General features: G+C 57.9%; 17 protein-coding genes. 9 read left to right on the top strand and 8 right to left on the bottom strand.

The genetic code is table 11. The features are described 5' to 3' along the window. Window positions 1-68: 68 nt before the first annotated feature. The 7 genes from recX to mltB all read right to left on the bottom strand — a co-directional run bounded on the left by recX (window position 69) and on the right by mltB (window position 6,184). Window positions 69-569, bottom strand: a complete 501-nt coding sequence (gene recX, locus BFV63_RS17170) for a recombination regulator RecX (protein ID WP_017382782.1) — start codon at window positions 567-569, stop codon at window positions 69-71. A gap of 68 nt (window positions 570-637) precedes the next feature. After that, the gene (gene recA, locus BFV63_RS17175; RefSeq protein ID WP_015571667.1) at window positions 638-1,696 is read right to left on the bottom strand and encodes a recombinase RecA; all 1,059 of its coding nucleotides are present in this window, start codon (window positions 1,694-1,696) and stop codon (window positions 638-640) included. Window positions 1,697-1,785: 89 nt separating this feature from the next. After that, window positions 1,786-2,283, bottom strand: coding sequence for a nicotinamide-nucleotide amidase (gene pncC / locus BFV63_RS17180; RefSeq protein ID WP_003862172.1), 498 nt, complete (start codon window positions 2,281-2,283; stop codon window positions 1,786-1,788). A 130-nt stretch (window positions 2,284-2,413) separates the two neighbouring features. After that, window positions 2,414-3,292, bottom strand: coding sequence for a metal ABC transporter substrate-binding protein (locus BFV63_RS17185; RefSeq protein ID WP_048241987.1), 879 nt, complete (start codon window positions 3,290-3,292; stop codon window positions 2,414-2,416). 14 nt (window positions 3,293-3,306) lie between these two features. Then, window positions 3,307-4,167, bottom strand: a complete 861-nt coding sequence (locus BFV63_RS17190) for a metal ABC transporter permease (RefSeq protein ID WP_023323654.1) — start codon at window positions 4,165-4,167, stop codon at window positions 3,307-3,309. After that, complete coding sequence (locus BFV63_RS17195; protein WP_023323655.1) at window positions 4,164-4,817, bottom strand: metal ABC transporter ATP-binding protein; 654 nt, start codon at window positions 4,815-4,817, stop codon at window positions 4,164-4,166. Before BFV63_RS17195 ends, BFV63_RS17190 begins: the two co-directional genes overlap by 4 nt. A 266-nt stretch (window positions 4,818-5,083) precedes the next feature. After that, a complete protein-coding gene (mltB, locus tag BFV63_RS17200) occupies window positions 5,084-6,184 on the bottom strand; it encodes a lytic murein transglycosylase B (protein ID WP_057979986.1) in 1,101 nt (366 codons plus the stop codon). A gap of 251 nt (window positions 6,185-6,435) precedes the next feature. Between mltB and srlA the strand changes: the two genes are divergently transcribed. From srlA to gutQ, 7 genes are all read left to right on the top strand, one after another. Beyond that, a complete protein-coding gene (gene srlA / locus BFV63_RS17205) occupies window positions 6,436-6,999 on the top strand; it encodes a PTS glucitol/sorbitol transporter subunit IIC (RefSeq protein ID WP_003862164.1) in 564 nt (187 codons plus the stop codon). Next, window positions 6,996-7,955, top strand: a complete 960-nt coding sequence (srlE, locus tag BFV63_RS17210) for a PTS glucitol/sorbitol transporter subunit IIB (protein WP_022651729.1) — start codon at window positions 6,996-6,998, stop codon at window positions 7,953-7,955. The genes srlA and srlE overlap by 4 nt, the downstream gene beginning before the upstream one ends. 12 nt (window positions 7,956-7,967) lie before the next feature. Beyond that, window positions 7,968-8,330: a PTS glucitol/sorbitol transporter subunit IIA gene (srlB, locus tag BFV63_RS17215; RefSeq protein WP_022651730.1), complete on the top strand. Its 363-nt coding sequence runs from the start codon at window positions 7,968-7,970 to the stop codon at window positions 8,328-8,330. A gap of 14 nt (window positions 8,331-8,344) precedes the next feature. Further along, complete coding sequence (gene srlD / locus BFV63_RS17220; protein ID WP_003862162.1) at window positions 8,345-9,124, top strand: sorbitol-6-phosphate dehydrogenase; 780 nt, start codon at window positions 8,345-8,347, stop codon at window positions 9,122-9,124. A 67-nt stretch (window positions 9,125-9,191) separates the two neighbouring features. Further along, window positions 9,192-9,551, top strand: coding sequence for a transcriptional regulator GutM (gene gutM / locus BFV63_RS17225; protein ID WP_023323656.1), 360 nt, complete (start codon window positions 9,192-9,194; stop codon window positions 9,549-9,551). A gap of 63 nt (window positions 9,552-9,614) precedes the next feature. After that, window positions 9,615-10,388, top strand: a complete 774-nt coding sequence (gene srlR / locus BFV63_RS17230) for a glucitol operon DNA-binding transcriptional repressor SrlR (protein WP_022651731.1) — start codon at window positions 9,615-9,617, stop codon at window positions 10,386-10,388. Continuing rightward, on the top strand, window positions 10,381-11,346 hold the full coding sequence (gene gutQ, locus BFV63_RS17235; RefSeq protein WP_015571677.1) for an arabinose-5-phosphate isomerase GutQ: 966 nt from the start codon (window positions 10,381-10,383) through the stop codon (window positions 11,344-11,346). Before srlR ends, gutQ begins: the two co-directional genes overlap by 8 nt. Here the strand turns inward: gutQ and norR are convergent. Next, window positions 11,343-12,857, bottom strand: a complete 1,515-nt coding sequence (norR, locus tag BFV63_RS17240; RefSeq protein ID WP_032610014.1) for a nitric oxide reductase transcriptional regulator NorR — start codon at window positions 12,855-12,857, stop codon at window positions 11,343-11,345. The genes gutQ and norR overlap by 4 nt on opposite strands. Window positions 12,858-13,044: 187 nt before the next feature. On the opposite strand from norR, the gene norV reads away from it, so the two are divergent. Both norV and norW read left to right on the top strand, forming a co-directional pair. Beyond that, window positions 13,045-14,493, top strand: a complete 1,449-nt coding sequence (gene norV / locus BFV63_RS17245) for an anaerobic nitric oxide reductase flavorubredoxin (protein WP_022651734.1) — start codon at window positions 13,045-13,047, stop codon at window positions 14,491-14,493. Next, window positions 14,490-15,623: an NADH:flavorubredoxin reductase NorW gene (gene norW, locus BFV63_RS17250; protein ID WP_069597578.1), complete on the top strand. Its 1,134-nt coding sequence runs from the start codon at window positions 14,490-14,492 to the stop codon at window positions 15,621-15,623. The genes norV and norW overlap by 4 nt, the downstream gene beginning before the upstream one ends. Window positions 15,624-15,707 lie beyond the last annotated feature (84 nt).

Below are 15,707 nucleotides of genomic sequence, written 5' to 3' on the forward strand. Positions count from 1 at the left end.
GACCAGCTACTGGAAAAAGTGGGAATAAGATAAGTTTTCTTTAGTGGGAAGTAAAATCCCGCATGCGTTCAATCGGTAAAATTACGCCAGATATCCTGAATATCTTCCATCAGGAAGCCGCGGTAGAGCAAAAAGCGCTGGATTTTAACTTTTTCTGAAAATTCACGCGGCAGCGGCTCACCGTACTTTCGTACCGCCTGCTCACGCGCCAGTTCGCACCAGTCAATTTCACTTTCGCGCATGGCTTTTTCAATCGATTCACGGGCAACGCCTTTCTGGTTCAGCTCCTGGCGGATACGCGCTGGCCCATAGCCTTTACGACCACGACTGGCAAGAAAGCGAGCGGCAAAACGGCCGTCATCCAGATAGTGATGCTCGTAGCACCAGGCAACCACGCGGTCATAATCTTCCGCGGTGGCATCAATGTCTTCCGGACCGTTTTTGCTCATGACGGGCGCTGACAGTTTCCGCCGCAGCTCCTGTTCGCTATGGTCACGCACGGCAAGAATACGCACGGCCCGATCCAGCAAGCGTGAGTAGGCTGGTCGGCGTGATGTCGGTTCACTCATAAAAAACCTGTCGATTCAGAAATGCAAAAAGGGCCGCATCAGCAGCCCTTCATTTTTATCCGAGAGGATTAAAAGTCTTCGTTGGTTTCTTCAGCATCCGCGCCGTCGACCACGAAATCAGGTTTAGAGTCCTGGTTGTTCAGCAGGAGTTCACGCACCTTCTTCTCAATCTCTTTCGCCGCCGCCGGGTTCTCTTTCAGCCAGGAGATAGCATTCGCTTTACCCTGACCAATCTTGTCACCGTTGTAGCTGTACCATGCGCCCGCTTTTTCAATCAGCTTCTCTTTCACGCCCAGGTCAACCAGCTCGCCGAGGAAGTTGATACCTTCGCCGTAGAGGATCTGGAACTCAGCCTGTTTGAACGGTGCTGCGATTTTGTTCTTCACAACCTTCACGCGGGTTTCGCTACCGACTACGTTATCCCCCTCTTTCACCGCGCCGATACGGCGGATATCCAGACGGACAGAAGCGTAGAATTTCAGAGCGTTACCGCCGGTGGTAGTTTCCGGGTTACCGAACATTACACCAATTTTCATACGGATCTGGTTGATGAAGATCAGCAGCGTATTGGACTGCTTCAGGTTACCCGCCAGCTTACGCATCGCCTGGCTCATCATACGTGCCGCGAGGCCCATGTGAGAGTCACCGATTTCACCTTCAATTTCCGCTTTTGGCGTCAGCGCCGCAACGGAGTCGACGATGATCACATCAACCGCACCTGAGCGCGCCAGCGCGTCACAAATTTCCAGTGCCTGCTCGCCGGTGTCCGGCTGGGAGCACAGCAGGTTGTCGATATCAACGCCCAGTTTACGGGCATAGACCGGGTCCAGCGCGTGCTCGGCATCGATAAACGCACAGGTTTTACCTTCGCGCTGTGCCGCCGCAACAACCTGCAACGTCAGGGTGGTTTTACCCGAGGATTCCGGACCGTAGATTTCTACGATACGGCCCATCGGCAAACCGCCAGCGCCCAGTGCGATATCAAGAGAAAGCGAACCAGTGGAGATAGTTTCCACATCCATGGAACGGTCTTCACCCAGGCGCATGATGGAGCCTTTACCGAATTGCTTTTCGATCTGGCCCAGTGCTGCCGCCAACGCTTTCTGTTTGTTTTCGTCGATAGCCATTATTACTCCTGTCATGCCGGGAGAAGCAACTGCGCTTCACCATGGACTTCTGTTCTGTTGAGGCAATTATACTGTATAGTCATACAGTATCAAGTGTTTTGTAGAAATTGTTGCCAGAGCGTTTTTAACGCGTATTCCGTTGCCTGACGACGCACGCTTTCGCGATCGCCGCTGAAGCATTCCCGGCGGGTGATCCCTTCACCTTTTGAGGTGGCAAAGCCAAACCAGACGGTGCCGACAGGCTTCACGTCGCTGCCGCCGTCCGGCCCCGCGATACCGCTGATGGAGATAGCGTAATCTGCGCGCGCCTCTTTCAGCGCGCCAATCGCCATCTCGATCACCACCGGTTCGCTGACCGCGCCATGCTGCTCAAGCGTGGCTTCACGCACGCCAATCATCTGCGCTTTAGCCTCGTTACTGTAGGTCACAAAGCCGCGTTCAAACCAGGCGGAACTGCCAGCAATATCGGTAATTGCTTTCGCCACCCAGCCGCCGGTGCAGGATTCTGCGGTCGTGAGAGTCGCGCCGCGCTGTTTCAGCGCCAGCCCCACCACTTCGCTTAGCTGCATCAATTCATGGTCAGTCATTCTCGCTCCAGGCCTTAGAAAAACATGCAGCACAAGATAGCACTTTCTCATCAAATATGGGGATGCGCGTCGGGTTTTACGAGGGGGCTTCAGAAAAAAGCCGATGCGGGCGCACCGGCCAGAGAGACGCTTATTTCATGCTGTTAGCGAGGGTGTCCACATTGTGGCGAAACGCCTTGACGTAGGTGTCCGCCACGCCGCCCTTCGCGGACAGCGCTTCCGGGTAAAGTTCACCGCCCGGCTGGGCGCCCGTGGCGGTCGCAATCTGCTTCACCAGGCGCGGGTCAAGCTGGTTTTCCATGAACCAGGTTTTCACGCCGTCAGCTTTAATCTGGTTGATGATCTCCGCTACCTGCGCCGCGCTGGCTTCACTCTCAGACGACAGCCCCTGCGGCGCCATAAACATCACGCCGTAGGCGCGGCTGAAATAGCCGAAGGCGTCGTGGCTGGTCAGCACTTTGCGCTTCGCCTGTGGAATGTCGCTGAAACGCTTTTTAGCCCAACCGTCCAGCTGAGAGAGCTGCGCAATATAGGGTTTACCGGTAGCTTCAAGCGCCGCCGTATCTTCAGAATCGGCCTTCACCAGCCCTGAGAGAATATTTTGCGCATACAGCGCGCCGTTCGCCGCGCTGTTCCACGCGTGCGGATCGGTCACGGTTTTACCGTCCTCTTCCAGCGTGTGCGTTTTCACGCCGTCCGAAGCAACCACCAGCTGGCCTTTGAATCCGGAGGCTTTCACCAGACGGTCGAGCCAACCCTCCAGCCCCAGCCCATTGACCACCACCACGTCAGCTTTACTCAGCGCCGCGCTGTCTTTGGGCGAGGGTTCGAAAGTATGGGGATCACCGTCTGGCCCCACCAGCGTCGTCACCTTCACACGATCGCCGCCAACCTGCTGCGTAATGTCTCCCAGGATGGAAAAGCTGGTCACCACATTAAGCGATTTCGCCATTACGTCGTGCGTCATCATGCCGAGCGCGAGCGCCACGGCTAACCCTGTACGTTTCATCGTTTCCCCTTGCGTTAAAAAAGCGCCCGCAGGCTATCCGCCAGCCTGCTGCGCGTGCCAAATAAAACTGAAATAAAGAACAATGCGCTGGCGGTCAGCACAATGGAGGGCCCGGCGGGCAGACTCACTGCCCAGGAAAGACTTAAGCCCAGCCACGCGCAAAAAATACCGCTGATACCCGCCATCAAAAGTAACCCTGGCAGTGTGCGCACCCAGCAGCGTGCCGCCACGGCGGGTAACATCATCAGCCCGACGGCCATCAACGTGCCGAGTACCTGAAAACCGGCCACCAGGTTGAGAACCAGCAGCGCCAGAAACAGACCGTGTAACATCCCGGGCAGCCAGCGCGCGTTCACCTGCAACCACGCAGTATCGAACGCTTCACTGACCAGCCCACGATAAAAAATCGCCAGCGTGAGGAGCGTGAACATGCAGACCCCCGTCACGAACAGGGCTGACACGCTATCCACGGCGAGAATGGAGCCAAACAGAAGATGAAGCAGATCGACATTTGAACCGCGCAGCGACACCAGCGTGACGCCCAGCGCCAGGGAACCCAGGTAAAACCCCGCGAAGCTGGCATCTTCTTTAAGAGGTGTACGGCGGCTGACCAGCCCGGCCACCAGCGCAACGGCGATACCGGCAATAAACCCGCCGACAGTCATTGCCAGCAGCGACATTCCGCTGAGCAGATAGCCCACCGCGACACCCGGCAAAATGGCGTGAGAAAGGGCGTCCCCCATCAGGCTCATCCGACGCAGCTGAAGGAATACACCCAGCGCAGTGGTGCTGACGGAGAGCGCCAGGCAAACCACCAGCGCGCGCCGCATAAAGCCGTACTCAATAAACGGCTGGAAGAAGAGATGCCAGATCATGCCACCCTCACCCGCTCGGTTTTCCAGTGCGGCGTATCAGCGTCCAGCCGCAACGTTTGTGGGAAGTGGCGCGAGACGCGTTCGCTGTCGTGCAGTACCGCCAGCAGAGTCTGCCCCTGCATATACATCTCCAGCATCAGATCCATCAGCACGTTGCAGGTCGCTTCATCGACGCCAGTGAAGGGTTCGTCCAGCATCACCAGCGGTGCCTGCTGCACTAAAACGCGGGCAAACAGCATGCGCTGGAATTGCCCGCCGGAAAGTTCATCAATAGTGGAGAACGCCATGGACTCCAGCCCCACGCGCTCCAGCGCGCCGGCAATGCGCATGCGGGCATCCCGACGAAAACCGGCAAACAGAGAGATTGCTGGCCAGCAGCCCATGCTCACCACGTCCTGCACGGTCAGAGGAAATTGCGCCTCCAGCGCGTGACGCTGCGCCAGCCAGCCCACCACCGGACGTCTCCCCTGCCAGCGAAACGTACCGCTGACGGGCGGAATAAAGCCAGCGAGCGTTTTCAGCAGCGTGGATTTGCCGCAGCCGTTGGCCCCGACGATGGCGGTCATGCTCCCGCGTTCAATCACGCCGGACAGCGCGCGCGTAACGGGCTGGCGATCGTAACCCGCCACCAGGTCGTTCATCACGATCATGGCAACGCCACCGCCCAGCGCACGGCCAGGCCGAGAAACAGAATGAGCACCAGCGCCAGCAGCAGCCGAAGCGAGGATGAGAGAGAAAACAGGGACATGGATATCTCAATTCAATAATGTTATAACATAACAATAATGAAAGGCGATTGAGATGTAAACGGCGGGAGTAAAATGGGAGTGTGGCGAAATGTTTCTGCGGGAAACAGGTGCGGGCGGGTGCCCTCACCCCAGCCCTCTCCCACAGGGAGAGGGAGGCATAAGGGGACTTACTGGCTAAACGGTGACGCTGCTGGCACACGCGCCTGAGACACCGCCAGCCCCAGCTGCCACACCGCCATCGCATAGTGCGTGCTGTGGTTGTAGCGGGTAATGGTGTAGAAGTTCGGCAGCCCGAACCAGTACTGATAACCGGTTCCGACATCCAGGCGCAGCAGGCTCACCTGGTCAACATTGCCCAGCGGCTGAGACGGCGTTAAGCCTGCCGCAGCCAGCTGCGCCACGCTGTATTTGGTTTTAAATCCGTTTTCCAGACCAAACGCTTCGCCGTTCGCCTGTACCGCCACCTGGCCGCCCGGCGTCCAGCCATGCGCTTTGAAGTAGTTGGCCACGCTGCCAATAGCGTCTTCGGGATCCCACAGGTTGATGTGACCATCCCCGTTAAAATCTACCGCGTACTGCTTATAGGAGGACGGCATAAACTGGCCGTAGCCCATCGCACCGGCGAACGACCCTTTCAGATCTAACGGATCGTCCTGTTCGTCTCGCGCCATCAGCAGGAAGGTTTCCAGCTCGGAAGAGAAATACTCCGCGCGACGCGGGTAGTTGAAGGAGAGCGTCGCCAGCGCATCGAGGATGCGGGTTTTACCCATAATGCGTCCCCAGCGGGTCTCAACCCCAATAATACCGACGATGATCTCCGGCGGCACGCCATAGACCTGCCACGCGCGGTTCAGGGCGTCTTCATACTGATTCCAGAACACCACGCCATTTTGCACGTTGTCCGGGGTAATAAACTGTTTGCGATAACGCAGCCACGCCCCGTTTGGCCCGGTCGGCACCTGGGCCGTCGGCGCCTGCCTGTCCATCAGGCGCAGCACGTAGTCCAGACGCTTCGCCTGAGACAAAATGGCATGAAGCTGCTGGCGATCAAAACCGTGCTTGCTCACCATTTTATCGATGAACTGTTCGGCCGCAGGGTTATTCGCGAAGTCGCCGCCCATCTGCATCATATTGTGCTGCGGCTCCAGCAGGAATCCTCCGGAAGGCGCGCCCGCCGTTGGCTGAACGGCTTCGGTCTTGGGTTTGCTACTACAGGCGGACAGGAGAATAAGCGCAGGCAACAGCGCTGCATAACGACGCTTGAACATGTGGCATCCATTTAACGAGTTCGGTAAGAACCCAGTATGGTAAAGCATCCCCAACTCCTCAAGGAAGCGGTACGCACCTCCCCAACGCAAATCCGTGCCTTTTTCCACCAAAAATTATTCACCTCACCAATAAACTTTCAAAATAATACATTTTTCTTTCATTGTGAGATCTAATTAACACTTTAAAACCTTTCAAAGTGATTATTATTAGCCGCAGATAGACAAAAACAAACGCCCTACAGGAGAGAAGAATGATAGAAACCATCACCCATGGCGCCGAGTGGTTCATCGGGCTGTTTCAGAAAGGCGGAGAAGTGTTTACTGGCATGGTGACCGGGATCCTGCCCCTGCTGATCAGCCTGCTGGTGATCATGAACGCGCTGATTAACTTTATCGGCCAGCAGCGCATTGAGCGCTTCGCCCAGCGCTGCGCCGGAAACCCGCTGTCCCGCTACCTGATACTGCCCTTCATCGGCACCTTTGTGTTCTGCAATCCGATGACCTTAAGCCTCGGCCGCTTTATGCCAGAGAAGTACAAGCCGAGCTATTACGCCGCCGCCTCCTACAGCTGCCATTCCATGAACGGCCTGTTCCCGCACATCAACCCCGGCGAACTGTTTGTCTATCTCGGGATCGCCAGCGGCCTGACCACGCTTGGCCTGCCGCTCGGCCCGCTGGCGGTGAGCTACCTGCTGGTCGGTCTGGTGACCAACTTCTTCCGCGGCTGGGTGACTGACCTCACCACCGCCATTTTCGAGAAAAAAATGGGCATCCAGCTTGAACAGAAAGTCCATCTTTCAGGAGCCACAGCATGAACCGGATCCGCATTGAGAAAGGCACGGGCGGCTGGGGCGGCCCGCTGGAGTTCGACGCCACCGAAGGCAAAAAGATTGTGTACATCACCGCGGGCACGCGCCCGGCGATCGTCGACAAGTTGCGCGAGCTGACCGGCTGGGAAGCGGTCGACGGCTTCAAGGAAGGCGAACCGCCGGAAGCGGAAATCGGCGTGGTGGTGATCGACTGCGGCGGCACGCTGCGCTGCGGCATCTATCCGAAGCGCCGCATTCCGACGGTAAATATTCACTCCACCGGGAAATCCGGCCCGCTGGCGCAGTACATCGTTGAAGATATTTATGTGTCAGGCGTGAAGGAAGACAACATCACGCTGGTGAATGGCACATCTGCGCCGCAAAAAGCGGCCCCGCGCGAGTACGACACCAGCAAAAAAATCACCGAGCAGAGCGATGGCCTGCTGGCGAAGGTCGGGATGGGGATGGGGTCCGCCGTGGCGGTGCTGTTCCAGTCCGGGCGCGACACCATCGACACGGTGCTGAAGACCATTCTGCCGTTTATGGCATTCGTCTCGGCGCTGATCGGCATCATCATGGCCTCAGGCCTGGGCGACTGGATTGCCCACGGCCTCGCCCCGCTTGCCAGCCACCCGCTCGGCCTGGTGACGCTGGCGCTGATCTGCTCCTTCCCGCTGCTGTCGCCGTTCCTCGGCCCGGGCGCGGTGATTGCTCAGGTTATCGGCGTGCTGATTGGCGTGCAGATTGGTCTGGGGAATATTCCTCCGCACCTCGCCCTGCCCGCCCTGTTTGCCATTAACGCCCAGGCAGCGTGCGACTTTATCCCCGTGGGGCTGTCGCTGGCGGAAGCACGCCAGGAGACCGTGCGCGTGGGCGTGCCGTCCGTGCTGGTCAGCCGCTTCCTGACGGGCGCGCCGACGGTGCTGATTGCCTGGTTTGTTTCCGGCTTTATTTATCAATAAGAGGTGCCTGCCATGACTGTGATTTACCAGACAACCATTACCCGCATCGGCCAGAGCGCGGCGGATGCGCTGAGCGACCAGATGCTGATCACCTTCCGCGAAGGCGCCCCGGCAGATATCGAAGAGTTTTGCTTTATCCACTGCCACGGCGAGCTGAACGGCGAGCTAAAGGCAGGGAGCCAGCTACAGCTGGGCGAGGCGCGCTATGCCGTGACCGCCGTCGGCGACGTCGCCGAGCAAAACCTGCGCGAGCTGGGGCATATCACCCTACGTTTCGACGGCCAGCCGCAGGCGGAGTATCCCGGTACGGTTCACGTAGTGGGCCCGGTTCCGCAGGCTGTCACCCCAGGCTGCACGTTAAAATTTATTTCGTAATAAAGGAGAGACACATGAGTCAGGTTGCCGTTGTCATTGGTGGGGGACAAACCTTAGGCGAGTTCCTCTGCCATGGGCTTGCCGCAGAGGGCTACCGCGTGGCGGTCGTGGATATTCAGAGTGAGAAAGCCGCCCGCGTAGCGGACGCCATCAACACCGAGTTTGGCGAAGGGATGGCGTACGGATTTGGTGCCGACGCCACCAGCGAGCAGAGCGTGATGGCGCTGGCCCGCGGCGTGGACGAGATATTTGGGCGTATCGACCTGCTGGTCTACAGCGCGGGGATTGCGAAAGCGGCGTTTATCAGCGATTTCGAGCTGGGGGATTTTGACCGCTCGTTGCAGGTGAATCTGGTGGGCTATTTCCTCTGCGCCCGCGAATTTTCCCGTCTGATGATCCGCGACGGTATTCAGGGTCGCATCATTCAGATCAACTCAAAATCGGGGAAAGTGGGCAGCAAGCACAACTCCGGCTACAGCGCGGCGAAGTTTGGCGGCGTCGGGCTGACGCAGTCTCTGGCGCTGGATCTGGCCGAATACGGCATTACCGTTCACGCGCTGATGCTGGGTAACCTGCTGAAATCCCCGATGTTCCAGTCCCTGCTGCCGCAGTACGCCGCCAAACTTGGCATCAAAGCTGAAGAAGTGGAACAGTACTACATCGACAAAGTGCCGCTCAAGCGCGGGTGCGACTATCAGGACGTGCTGAACATGCTGCTGTTTTACGCCAGCCCGAAAGCCTCGTACTGCACCGGACAGTCGATTAACGTCACCGGTGGGCAGGTGATGTTCTGATCGAGCAGGGTGATGCCCTCACCCTCTCCCTCTCCCACCGGGAGAGGGAATATAACAAGGAGCCGATATGGTAACCGCACTCATCACCGTCGCCGCCCTCGCCTGGATCTGCCAGATGGCGTTTGGCGGCTGGCAGATCTACCAGTTTAACCGCGCCTTTGATGCGTTGTGTCAGAAGGGACGCGTCGGCGTCGGGCGTTCCGGGGGGCGCTTTAAGCCGCGGGTGGTGGTTGCCGTTGCGCTGGATGAACACAACCGGGTGAGCGATTCCCTCATCATGCGCGGCGTAACGGTGTTTGCCCGTCCGACCAAAATTCAGGCGATCAACGGCATTTCGCTGCATGAATTACAACCTGATGTGATCTTCCCCCATGATTCACTCTGTCAGAATGCACTATCATTAGCGCTTAATCTGAAACATGGATAATTTCGTTGTGAAAGTTATAAACTTGCGGAATTATCATTTCGCAACGTAAGGAACGAAGCGCCTATGAAACCACGTCAGCGGCAGGCGGCCATACTTGAGCATCTGCAAAAGCAGGGAAAGTGCTCGGTAGAGGATCTGGCCCACTACTTTGACACCACCGGCACGACAATACGCAAGGACCTGGTGTTGCTCGAAAACTCCGGCGCCGTCATTCGTACCTACGGCGGCGTGGTGCTCAATAAAGACGAAGCCGACCCGCCTATCGACCACAAAACGCTGATCAATACTCACCAGAAAGCGCTGATTGCCGAAGCCGCCGTCAAATTTATCCATGACGGCGATTCCATTATCCTCGACGCAGGCAGTACTGTCCTACAGATGATCCCGCTGCTCAGCCGCTTTAATAACATCACCGTGATGACCAACAGCCTGCACATCGTCAATGCCCTGTCAGAGTTCGATAGCGAGCAGACCATCCTGATGCCCGGTGGCACTTTCCGTAAAAAATCGGCGTCGTTTCACGGGCAGCTGGCGGAGAATGCCTTCGACCACTTCAGCTTCGATAAGCTGTTTATGGGCACCGACGGCATCGACCTCAACGCGGGCGTGACTACCTTCAACGAGGTGTTCAGCGTCAGCAAAGCGATGTGCAACGCCGCACGGGAAGTGATTTTGATGGCGGACTCGTCGAAGTTTGGCCGTAAAAGCCCCAACATTGTCTGTAGCCTTGAAAGCGTCGATAAGCTGATTACCGACGCAGGTATCGATCCGGCATTTAAAAAAGCGCTGGAAGCGAAGGGCATCGACGTGATCGTAACCGGAGAGAAAAATGAGTGATTTTCTGTTAAACGCAGGCCGTCAGACCCTGCTGCTGGAGCTACAGGAAGCCAGCCGCCTGCCGGAGCGTCTGGGTGAGGATTTTGTTCGTGCAGCCAACACCATTATCCACTGCGAGGGTAAGGTGATCGTGGCGGGTATCGGTAAATCCGGTCATATCGGCAAGAAGATTGCCGCGACGCTTGCCAGCACCGGCACCCCGGCGTTCTTTGTGCATCCTGCCGAAGCGCTGCACGGCGATCTGGGGATGATCGAAAGCCGCGACGTGATGCTGTTTATCTCCTACTCCGGTTCAGCCAAAGAGCTGGATCTCATCATCCCTCGCCTGCAAGAAAAATCGGTGGCCCTGTTAGCGATGACCGGCAAATCCCGATCGCCGCTGGCGCTGGCCGCGAAAGCAACGCTGGATATTTCCGTTGAGCGCGAAGCCTGTCCGATGCACCTGGCACCGACCTCCAGCACCGTCAACACCCTGATGATGGGCGACGCGCTGGCAATGGCGGTGATGCAGGCGCGCGGTTTTAATGAGGAAGATTTCGCCCGCTCCCATCCTGCGGGCGCGCTTGGGGCACGTCTGCTCAACAAGGTTCACCACCTGATGCGCACCGACGATGCCATTCCTCAGGTCAAACTCGACACCAGCGTGATGGACGCCATGCTGGAGCTGAGCCGCACCGGGCTGGGGCTGGTTGCGGTATGCGACAATGACCGCCAGGTGAAGGGCGTCTTCACCGACGGCGACCTGCGCCGCTGGCTGGTGGGCGGCGGCAAGCTGGAGGCGCGGGTATCCGAAGCAATGACCCAGGGCGGACTGACGCTGAATGCCGACAGCCGCGCCATTGAAGCCAAAGAGGTGCTGATGAAGCGCAAAATCACCGCCGCGCCGGTGGTGGACGAGCACGGCAGGCTGTGCGGCGCGATCAACCTGCAAGACTTCTACCAGGCGGGGATTATTTAACCCTTCAGCCCCAGACGTTTCGCCAGCCTGTGGAGGTTGGCGACGTCCATCTCCAGCGCCCGCGCGCACGCCGCCCAGCTGCGGTTATTCTGCTCCAGCGCGCGGGTGATCATCTGACGCTGGAACGCATTCGTCGCCTCGCGCAGGTTTTCGTTCACGCTCTCAGGTATCACCGGCTTCACGGACGGCGTCGTTTCCTCATGCAGCGCGAAATGGCGCGCATGAATTACCACTTCATCCCCCGAACGCGTAGCCCGCGCCAGCACCACCGCGCGGTGAATCGCATGTTCCAGTTCACGCACGTTACCTGGCCAGCCGTAGCTCAGCAGGTGCGTCCTCGCACCGGGGCTTAGCACCACGCGGGAAAGCCCCATTTTGAGCCGACACTGTTCGCAGAAAAAGCCCGCCAGCAGCACCACATCCTCGCCCCGCTCGCGCAGCGGCGGCACCGTGAGCGGGAACACGCTCAGACGGTGGAACAGATCGGCGCGGAAATTCCCCGCCAGCACCTCTTCGCGCAGATCGCGGTTCGTCGCCGCCAGCACGCGCACATCCACGCGTAAGCTGCGATCGTCTCCCACGCGTTGAATATCGCCATACTGCAACACCCGCAGCAGTTTGGCCTGGAGCGAAAGGGAGAGTTCGCCAATTTCATCGAGGAACAGCGTGCCGTTATCGGCCATTTCGAACTTGCCGCTGCGGTTGCTGATCGCCCCGGTAAAGGCCCCTTTGACGTGTCCGAACAGCTCACTTTCCGCCACGCTTTCCGGCAGCGCCGCGCAGTTGAGATAGACCAGCGGATTCACCGCACGGGGCGAGGCTTCGTGGATCGCTTTCGCCACCAGCTCTTTACCGGTGCCGGTCTCTCCGAAGATCAGCACGTTCAAATCAGACGCGGCGACAATCTCAATCTCTTTTTTGAGCTGCGCCATGCCTGGCGAAAGGCCGATCATTTCGGTGTGTGCCACCTGCTCAAACGCCGTCGGGCTACCCGGAAGAATATTCTGGCTCTCCAGCTGTTCTATCAGCAGGGCGTTGTTCAGCGCCCCGGCCGCCAGCGCAGCAATCAGCCGTAGCTCTTCGTCGCTGAAGGTATCGAACTGATCCGGCGACATGCCGTCGAGGGTTAACGCACCAATCAGGTTCTGCCCGGCAAACAGCGGCAGGCCGATACAGGCGTGCACCTTCAGGCTCTCCTGCCCGGGGATCAGGCCGTCGTAAGGGTCGGGCAGATCGCTGTCCGCCGGGAAACGCACCACGTCACCCGCACGGGCGATGGTTTCCAGACGCGGGTGGCCCTCCAGGGTAAAGCGCCGCCCGAGTACGTCCTTCGCCAGACCGTCGATAGCCAGCGGAATAAACTGCCGCCCTTCGTAACGCAGCAGCGCCGAGGCATCGCAATCCAGCACGTGACGCAACGTGGAGATCAGCCGCTGAAAGCGGTCCTGATGACCAATACCGGTTTGCAGTTCTATGGCGATCTTCGCCAGCACATCTACGGAAAAGCTCATCTCTGCCTCACTGTCATTTTGACAATACATAGTGTCATATTGACAATTTTTAAGATAGTCAAAATGACTACCTATTTGGGAGCATCAAAATATAAATCCATTATTTTCAATAATTTAAAAAGTTGGCACGCAACTTGATATATGACAGTCATCTTATTTGAAAACGCCGTATTAAGTTGAGGTTGCTATGTCTATTCTGGTTAAAAATAACATTCATTGGGTGGGTCAACGTGACTGGGAAGTACGTGATTTTCACGGGACGGAATACAAAACGCTGCGCGGCAGCAGCTACAACAGCTATCTCATTCGTGAAGGTAAAAACGTCCTGATCGATACCGTCGATCACAAATTCAGCCGCGAGTTCGTGCAGAACCTGCGCAGCGAAATCGATCTGAATGAGATCGACTACATTATCATCAACCACGCGGAAGAGGATCATGCCGGGGCGCTGACCGAGCTGATGTCCCACATTCCGGATACCCCGATCTACTGCACCACTAACGCCATTGACTCCATCAACGGCCACCACCACCATCCGGAGTGGAACTTCCACACTGTGAAAACCGGCGACACGCTGGATATCGGCAACGGCAAACAGCTGATCTTCGTGGAAACCCCAATGCTGCACTGGCCGGACAGCATGATGACCTACATGACCGGTGACGCGGTGCTGTTCAGTAACGACGCCTTCGGCCAGCACTACTGCGACGAACGTCTGTTCAACGACGAAGTGGATCAGACCGAGCTGTTCGAACAGTGCCAACGCTACTACGCCAACATCCTGACCCCGTTCAGCCGTCTGGTCACGCCAAAAATCACCGAGATCCTCGGCTTCAACCTGCCGGTGGATATGATTGCCACCTCCCACGGCGTGGTATGGCGTGAAAATCCAACCCAGATTGTCGAACTGTACCTGAAATGGGCGGCGGATTATCAGGAAGACCGCATTACGATCTTCTACGACACCATGTCCAACAACACCCGCATGATGGCGGACGCCATTGCCCAGGGCATCAACGAAGTTGACCCGAACGTGGCGGTGAAAATCTTCAACGTGGCGCGCAGCGATAAGAATGAGGTATTGACCAACGTCTTCCGCTCCAAAGGCGTGCTGGTGGGTACCTCCACCATGAATAACGTGATGATGCCGAAAATTGCCGGACTGGTGGAAGAGATGACCGGCCTGCGCTTCCGTAACAAACGCGCCAGCGCCTTTGGTTCACACGGCTGGAGCGGCGGCGCGGTAGACCGTCTCTCCACCCGTTTACAGGATGCCGGTTTTGAGATGTCCCTGAGCCTGAAGGCGAAATGGCGTCCGGATCTCGACGCGCTGGAAATCTGTCGACAGCACGGTCGCGACATTGCCCGCCAGTGGGCGCTTGCGCCACTGCCGGAAACCGCACCCGCCGCGGCTGTTGCGCCGGAAGCCGTAGCAGAAGCCGCTCCTGCCGCTGCCGACCTCGGCCCTTGCATGCAGTGCAGCGTCTGCCAGTGGATTTACGATCCTGAGCTGGGCGAGCCGTTGCAGGATGTCGCGCCGGGTACGCCATGGAGCGAGGTGCCGGACAACTTCCTCTGCCCGGAATGTTCCCTCGGGAAAGACGTCTTTGATGAACTGGCAACGGAGGCAAAATGAGCCACGGCATCGTCATTATCGGCTCGGGCTTTGCCGCCCGCCAGCTGGTGAAAAATATCCGCAAACAGGATGCTAACGTGCCGTTGACGTTAATCGCCGCCGACAGCATGGATGAGTACAACAAGCCTGATTTAAGCCACGTCATTAGCCAGAATCAGCGCGCCGACGATCTCACCCGCCAGACGGCGGGGGAGTTTGCAGAACAGTTTAACCTGCGTCTGTTTCCGTACACCTGGGTCACTGATATCGACGCCGACGCCCACGTGGTGAACGCGAAAGATAAAACCTGGCACTACGACAAGCTGGTGCTGGCGACGGGGGCATCGGCGTTTGTGCCGCCGGTTGAGGGCCGCGAACTAATGGTCACGCTCAACAGCCAGCAGGAGTATCAGGCCAGCGAGACCCTGTTACGCGACGCCACGCGGGTGATGATTGTCGGCGGCGGGCTGATTGGCACCGAGCTGGCGATGGACTTCTGCCGGGCGGGAAAATCCGTCACCCTGGTTGACCACGCGGCCAGCATTCTGTCAGCGCTGATGCCGGCAGAAGTAAGCAGTCGCTTACAGCATCGTCTGACCGACATGGGCGTGCATCTGCTGCTGAAATCGCAGTTGCAGAGCCTGAGCAAAACCGAAACCGGCATTTGTGCGACGCTCGACCGCAACCGCAGCGTGGAAGTGGATGTGGTAATTGCGGCGACGGGGTTGCGCCCGGAAACCGCGCTGGCGCACCGCGCGGGCGCAGAGATCAATCGCGGCGTGAAGGTGGACAGCTACCTGCAAACCACCCAGCCGGATATTTATGCCCTGGGCGACTGCGCGGAAATTAACGGCCAGGTGCTGCCGTTCCTGCAACCGATTCAGTTAAGCGCCATGTTCCTGGCGAAAAACCTGCTCGACGGTAACGCCCCGGTGAAATTACCCGCCATGCTGGTGAAGGTAAAAACGCCGGAACTACCGCTGCATCTCGCAGGTGAAACGCAGCGTCAGGATCTGGACTGGCAGATTGCCCTTTCGCCTCAGGGCATGGTGGCGCGCGGCACCGATACTGCCGGTCAGATGCGCGCCTTTGTGGTCAGCGAAGACAGAATGAAGGAGGCCTTCGCGCTGCTGAAATCGTTACCTGCTTAACCCTCGTCATGCCGGGCGGCGCTCCGCTTACCCGGCCTACAGTACTGCCACGCTTACTTAACCTTTGGATTTTATTATCCACCG

Origin of the sequence: Enterobacter hormaechei subsp. xiangfangensis (assembly GCF_001729785.1) — a bacterium.
Classification (GTDB): Bacteria; Pseudomonadota; Gammaproteobacteria; order Enterobacterales; family Enterobacteriaceae; genus Enterobacter; species Enterobacter hormaechei_C.

Bases quoted from the DNA above. Each gene is read 5' to 3' on its own strand.
- recX (WP_017382782.1), bottom strand. From the start codon at position 569: ATGAGTGAACCGACATCACGCCGACCAGCCTACTCACGCTTGCTGGAT.
- recA (WP_015571667.1), bottom strand. From the start codon at position 1,696: ATGGCTATCGACGAAAACAAACAGAAAGCGTTGGCGGCAGCACTGGGC.
- pncC (WP_003862172.1), bottom strand. From the start codon at position 2,283: ATGACTGACCATGAATTGATGCAGCTAAGCGAAGTGGTGGGGCTGGCG.
- BFV63_RS17185 (WP_048241987.1), bottom strand. From the start codon at position 3,292: ATGAAACGTACAGGGTTAGCCGTGGCGCTCGCGCTCGGCATGATGACG.
- BFV63_RS17190 (WP_023323654.1), bottom strand. From the start codon at position 4,167: ATGATCTGGCATCTCTTCTTCCAGCCGTTTATTGAGTACGGCTTTATG.
- BFV63_RS17195 (WP_023323655.1), bottom strand. From the start codon at position 4,817: ATGATCGTGATGAACGACCTGGTGGCGGGTTACGATCGCCAGCCCGTT.
- mltB (WP_057979986.1), bottom strand. From the start codon at position 6,184: ATGTTCAAGCGTCGTTATGCAGCGCTGTTGCCTGCGCTTATTCTCCTG.
- srlA (WP_003862164.1), top strand. From the start codon at position 6,436: ATGATAGAAACCATCACCCATGGCGCCGAGTGGTTCATCGGGCTGTTT.
- srlE (WP_022651729.1), top strand. From the start codon at position 6,996: ATGAACCGGATCCGCATTGAGAAAGGCACGGGCGGCTGGGGCGGCCCG.
- srlB (WP_022651730.1), top strand. From the start codon at position 7,968: ATGACTGTGATTTACCAGACAACCATTACCCGCATCGGCCAGAGCGCG.
- srlD (WP_003862162.1), top strand. From the start codon at position 8,345: ATGAGTCAGGTTGCCGTTGTCATTGGTGGGGGACAAACCTTAGGCGAG.
- gutM (WP_023323656.1), top strand. From the start codon at position 9,192: ATGGTAACCGCACTCATCACCGTCGCCGCCCTCGCCTGGATCTGCCAG.
- srlR (WP_022651731.1), top strand. From the start codon at position 9,615: ATGAAACCACGTCAGCGGCAGGCGGCCATACTTGAGCATCTGCAAAAG.
- gutQ (WP_015571677.1), top strand. From the start codon at position 10,381: ATGAGTGATTTTCTGTTAAACGCAGGCCGTCAGACCCTGCTGCTGGAG.
- norR (WP_032610014.1), bottom strand. From the start codon at position 12,857: ATGAGCTTTTCCGTAGATGTGCTGGCGAAGATCGCCATAGAACTGCAA.
- norV (WP_022651734.1), top strand. From the start codon at position 13,045: ATGTCTATTCTGGTTAAAAATAACATTCATTGGGTGGGTCAACGTGAC.
- norW (WP_069597578.1), top strand. From the start codon at position 14,490: ATGAGCCACGGCATCGTCATTATCGGCTCGGGCTTTGCCGCCCGCCAG.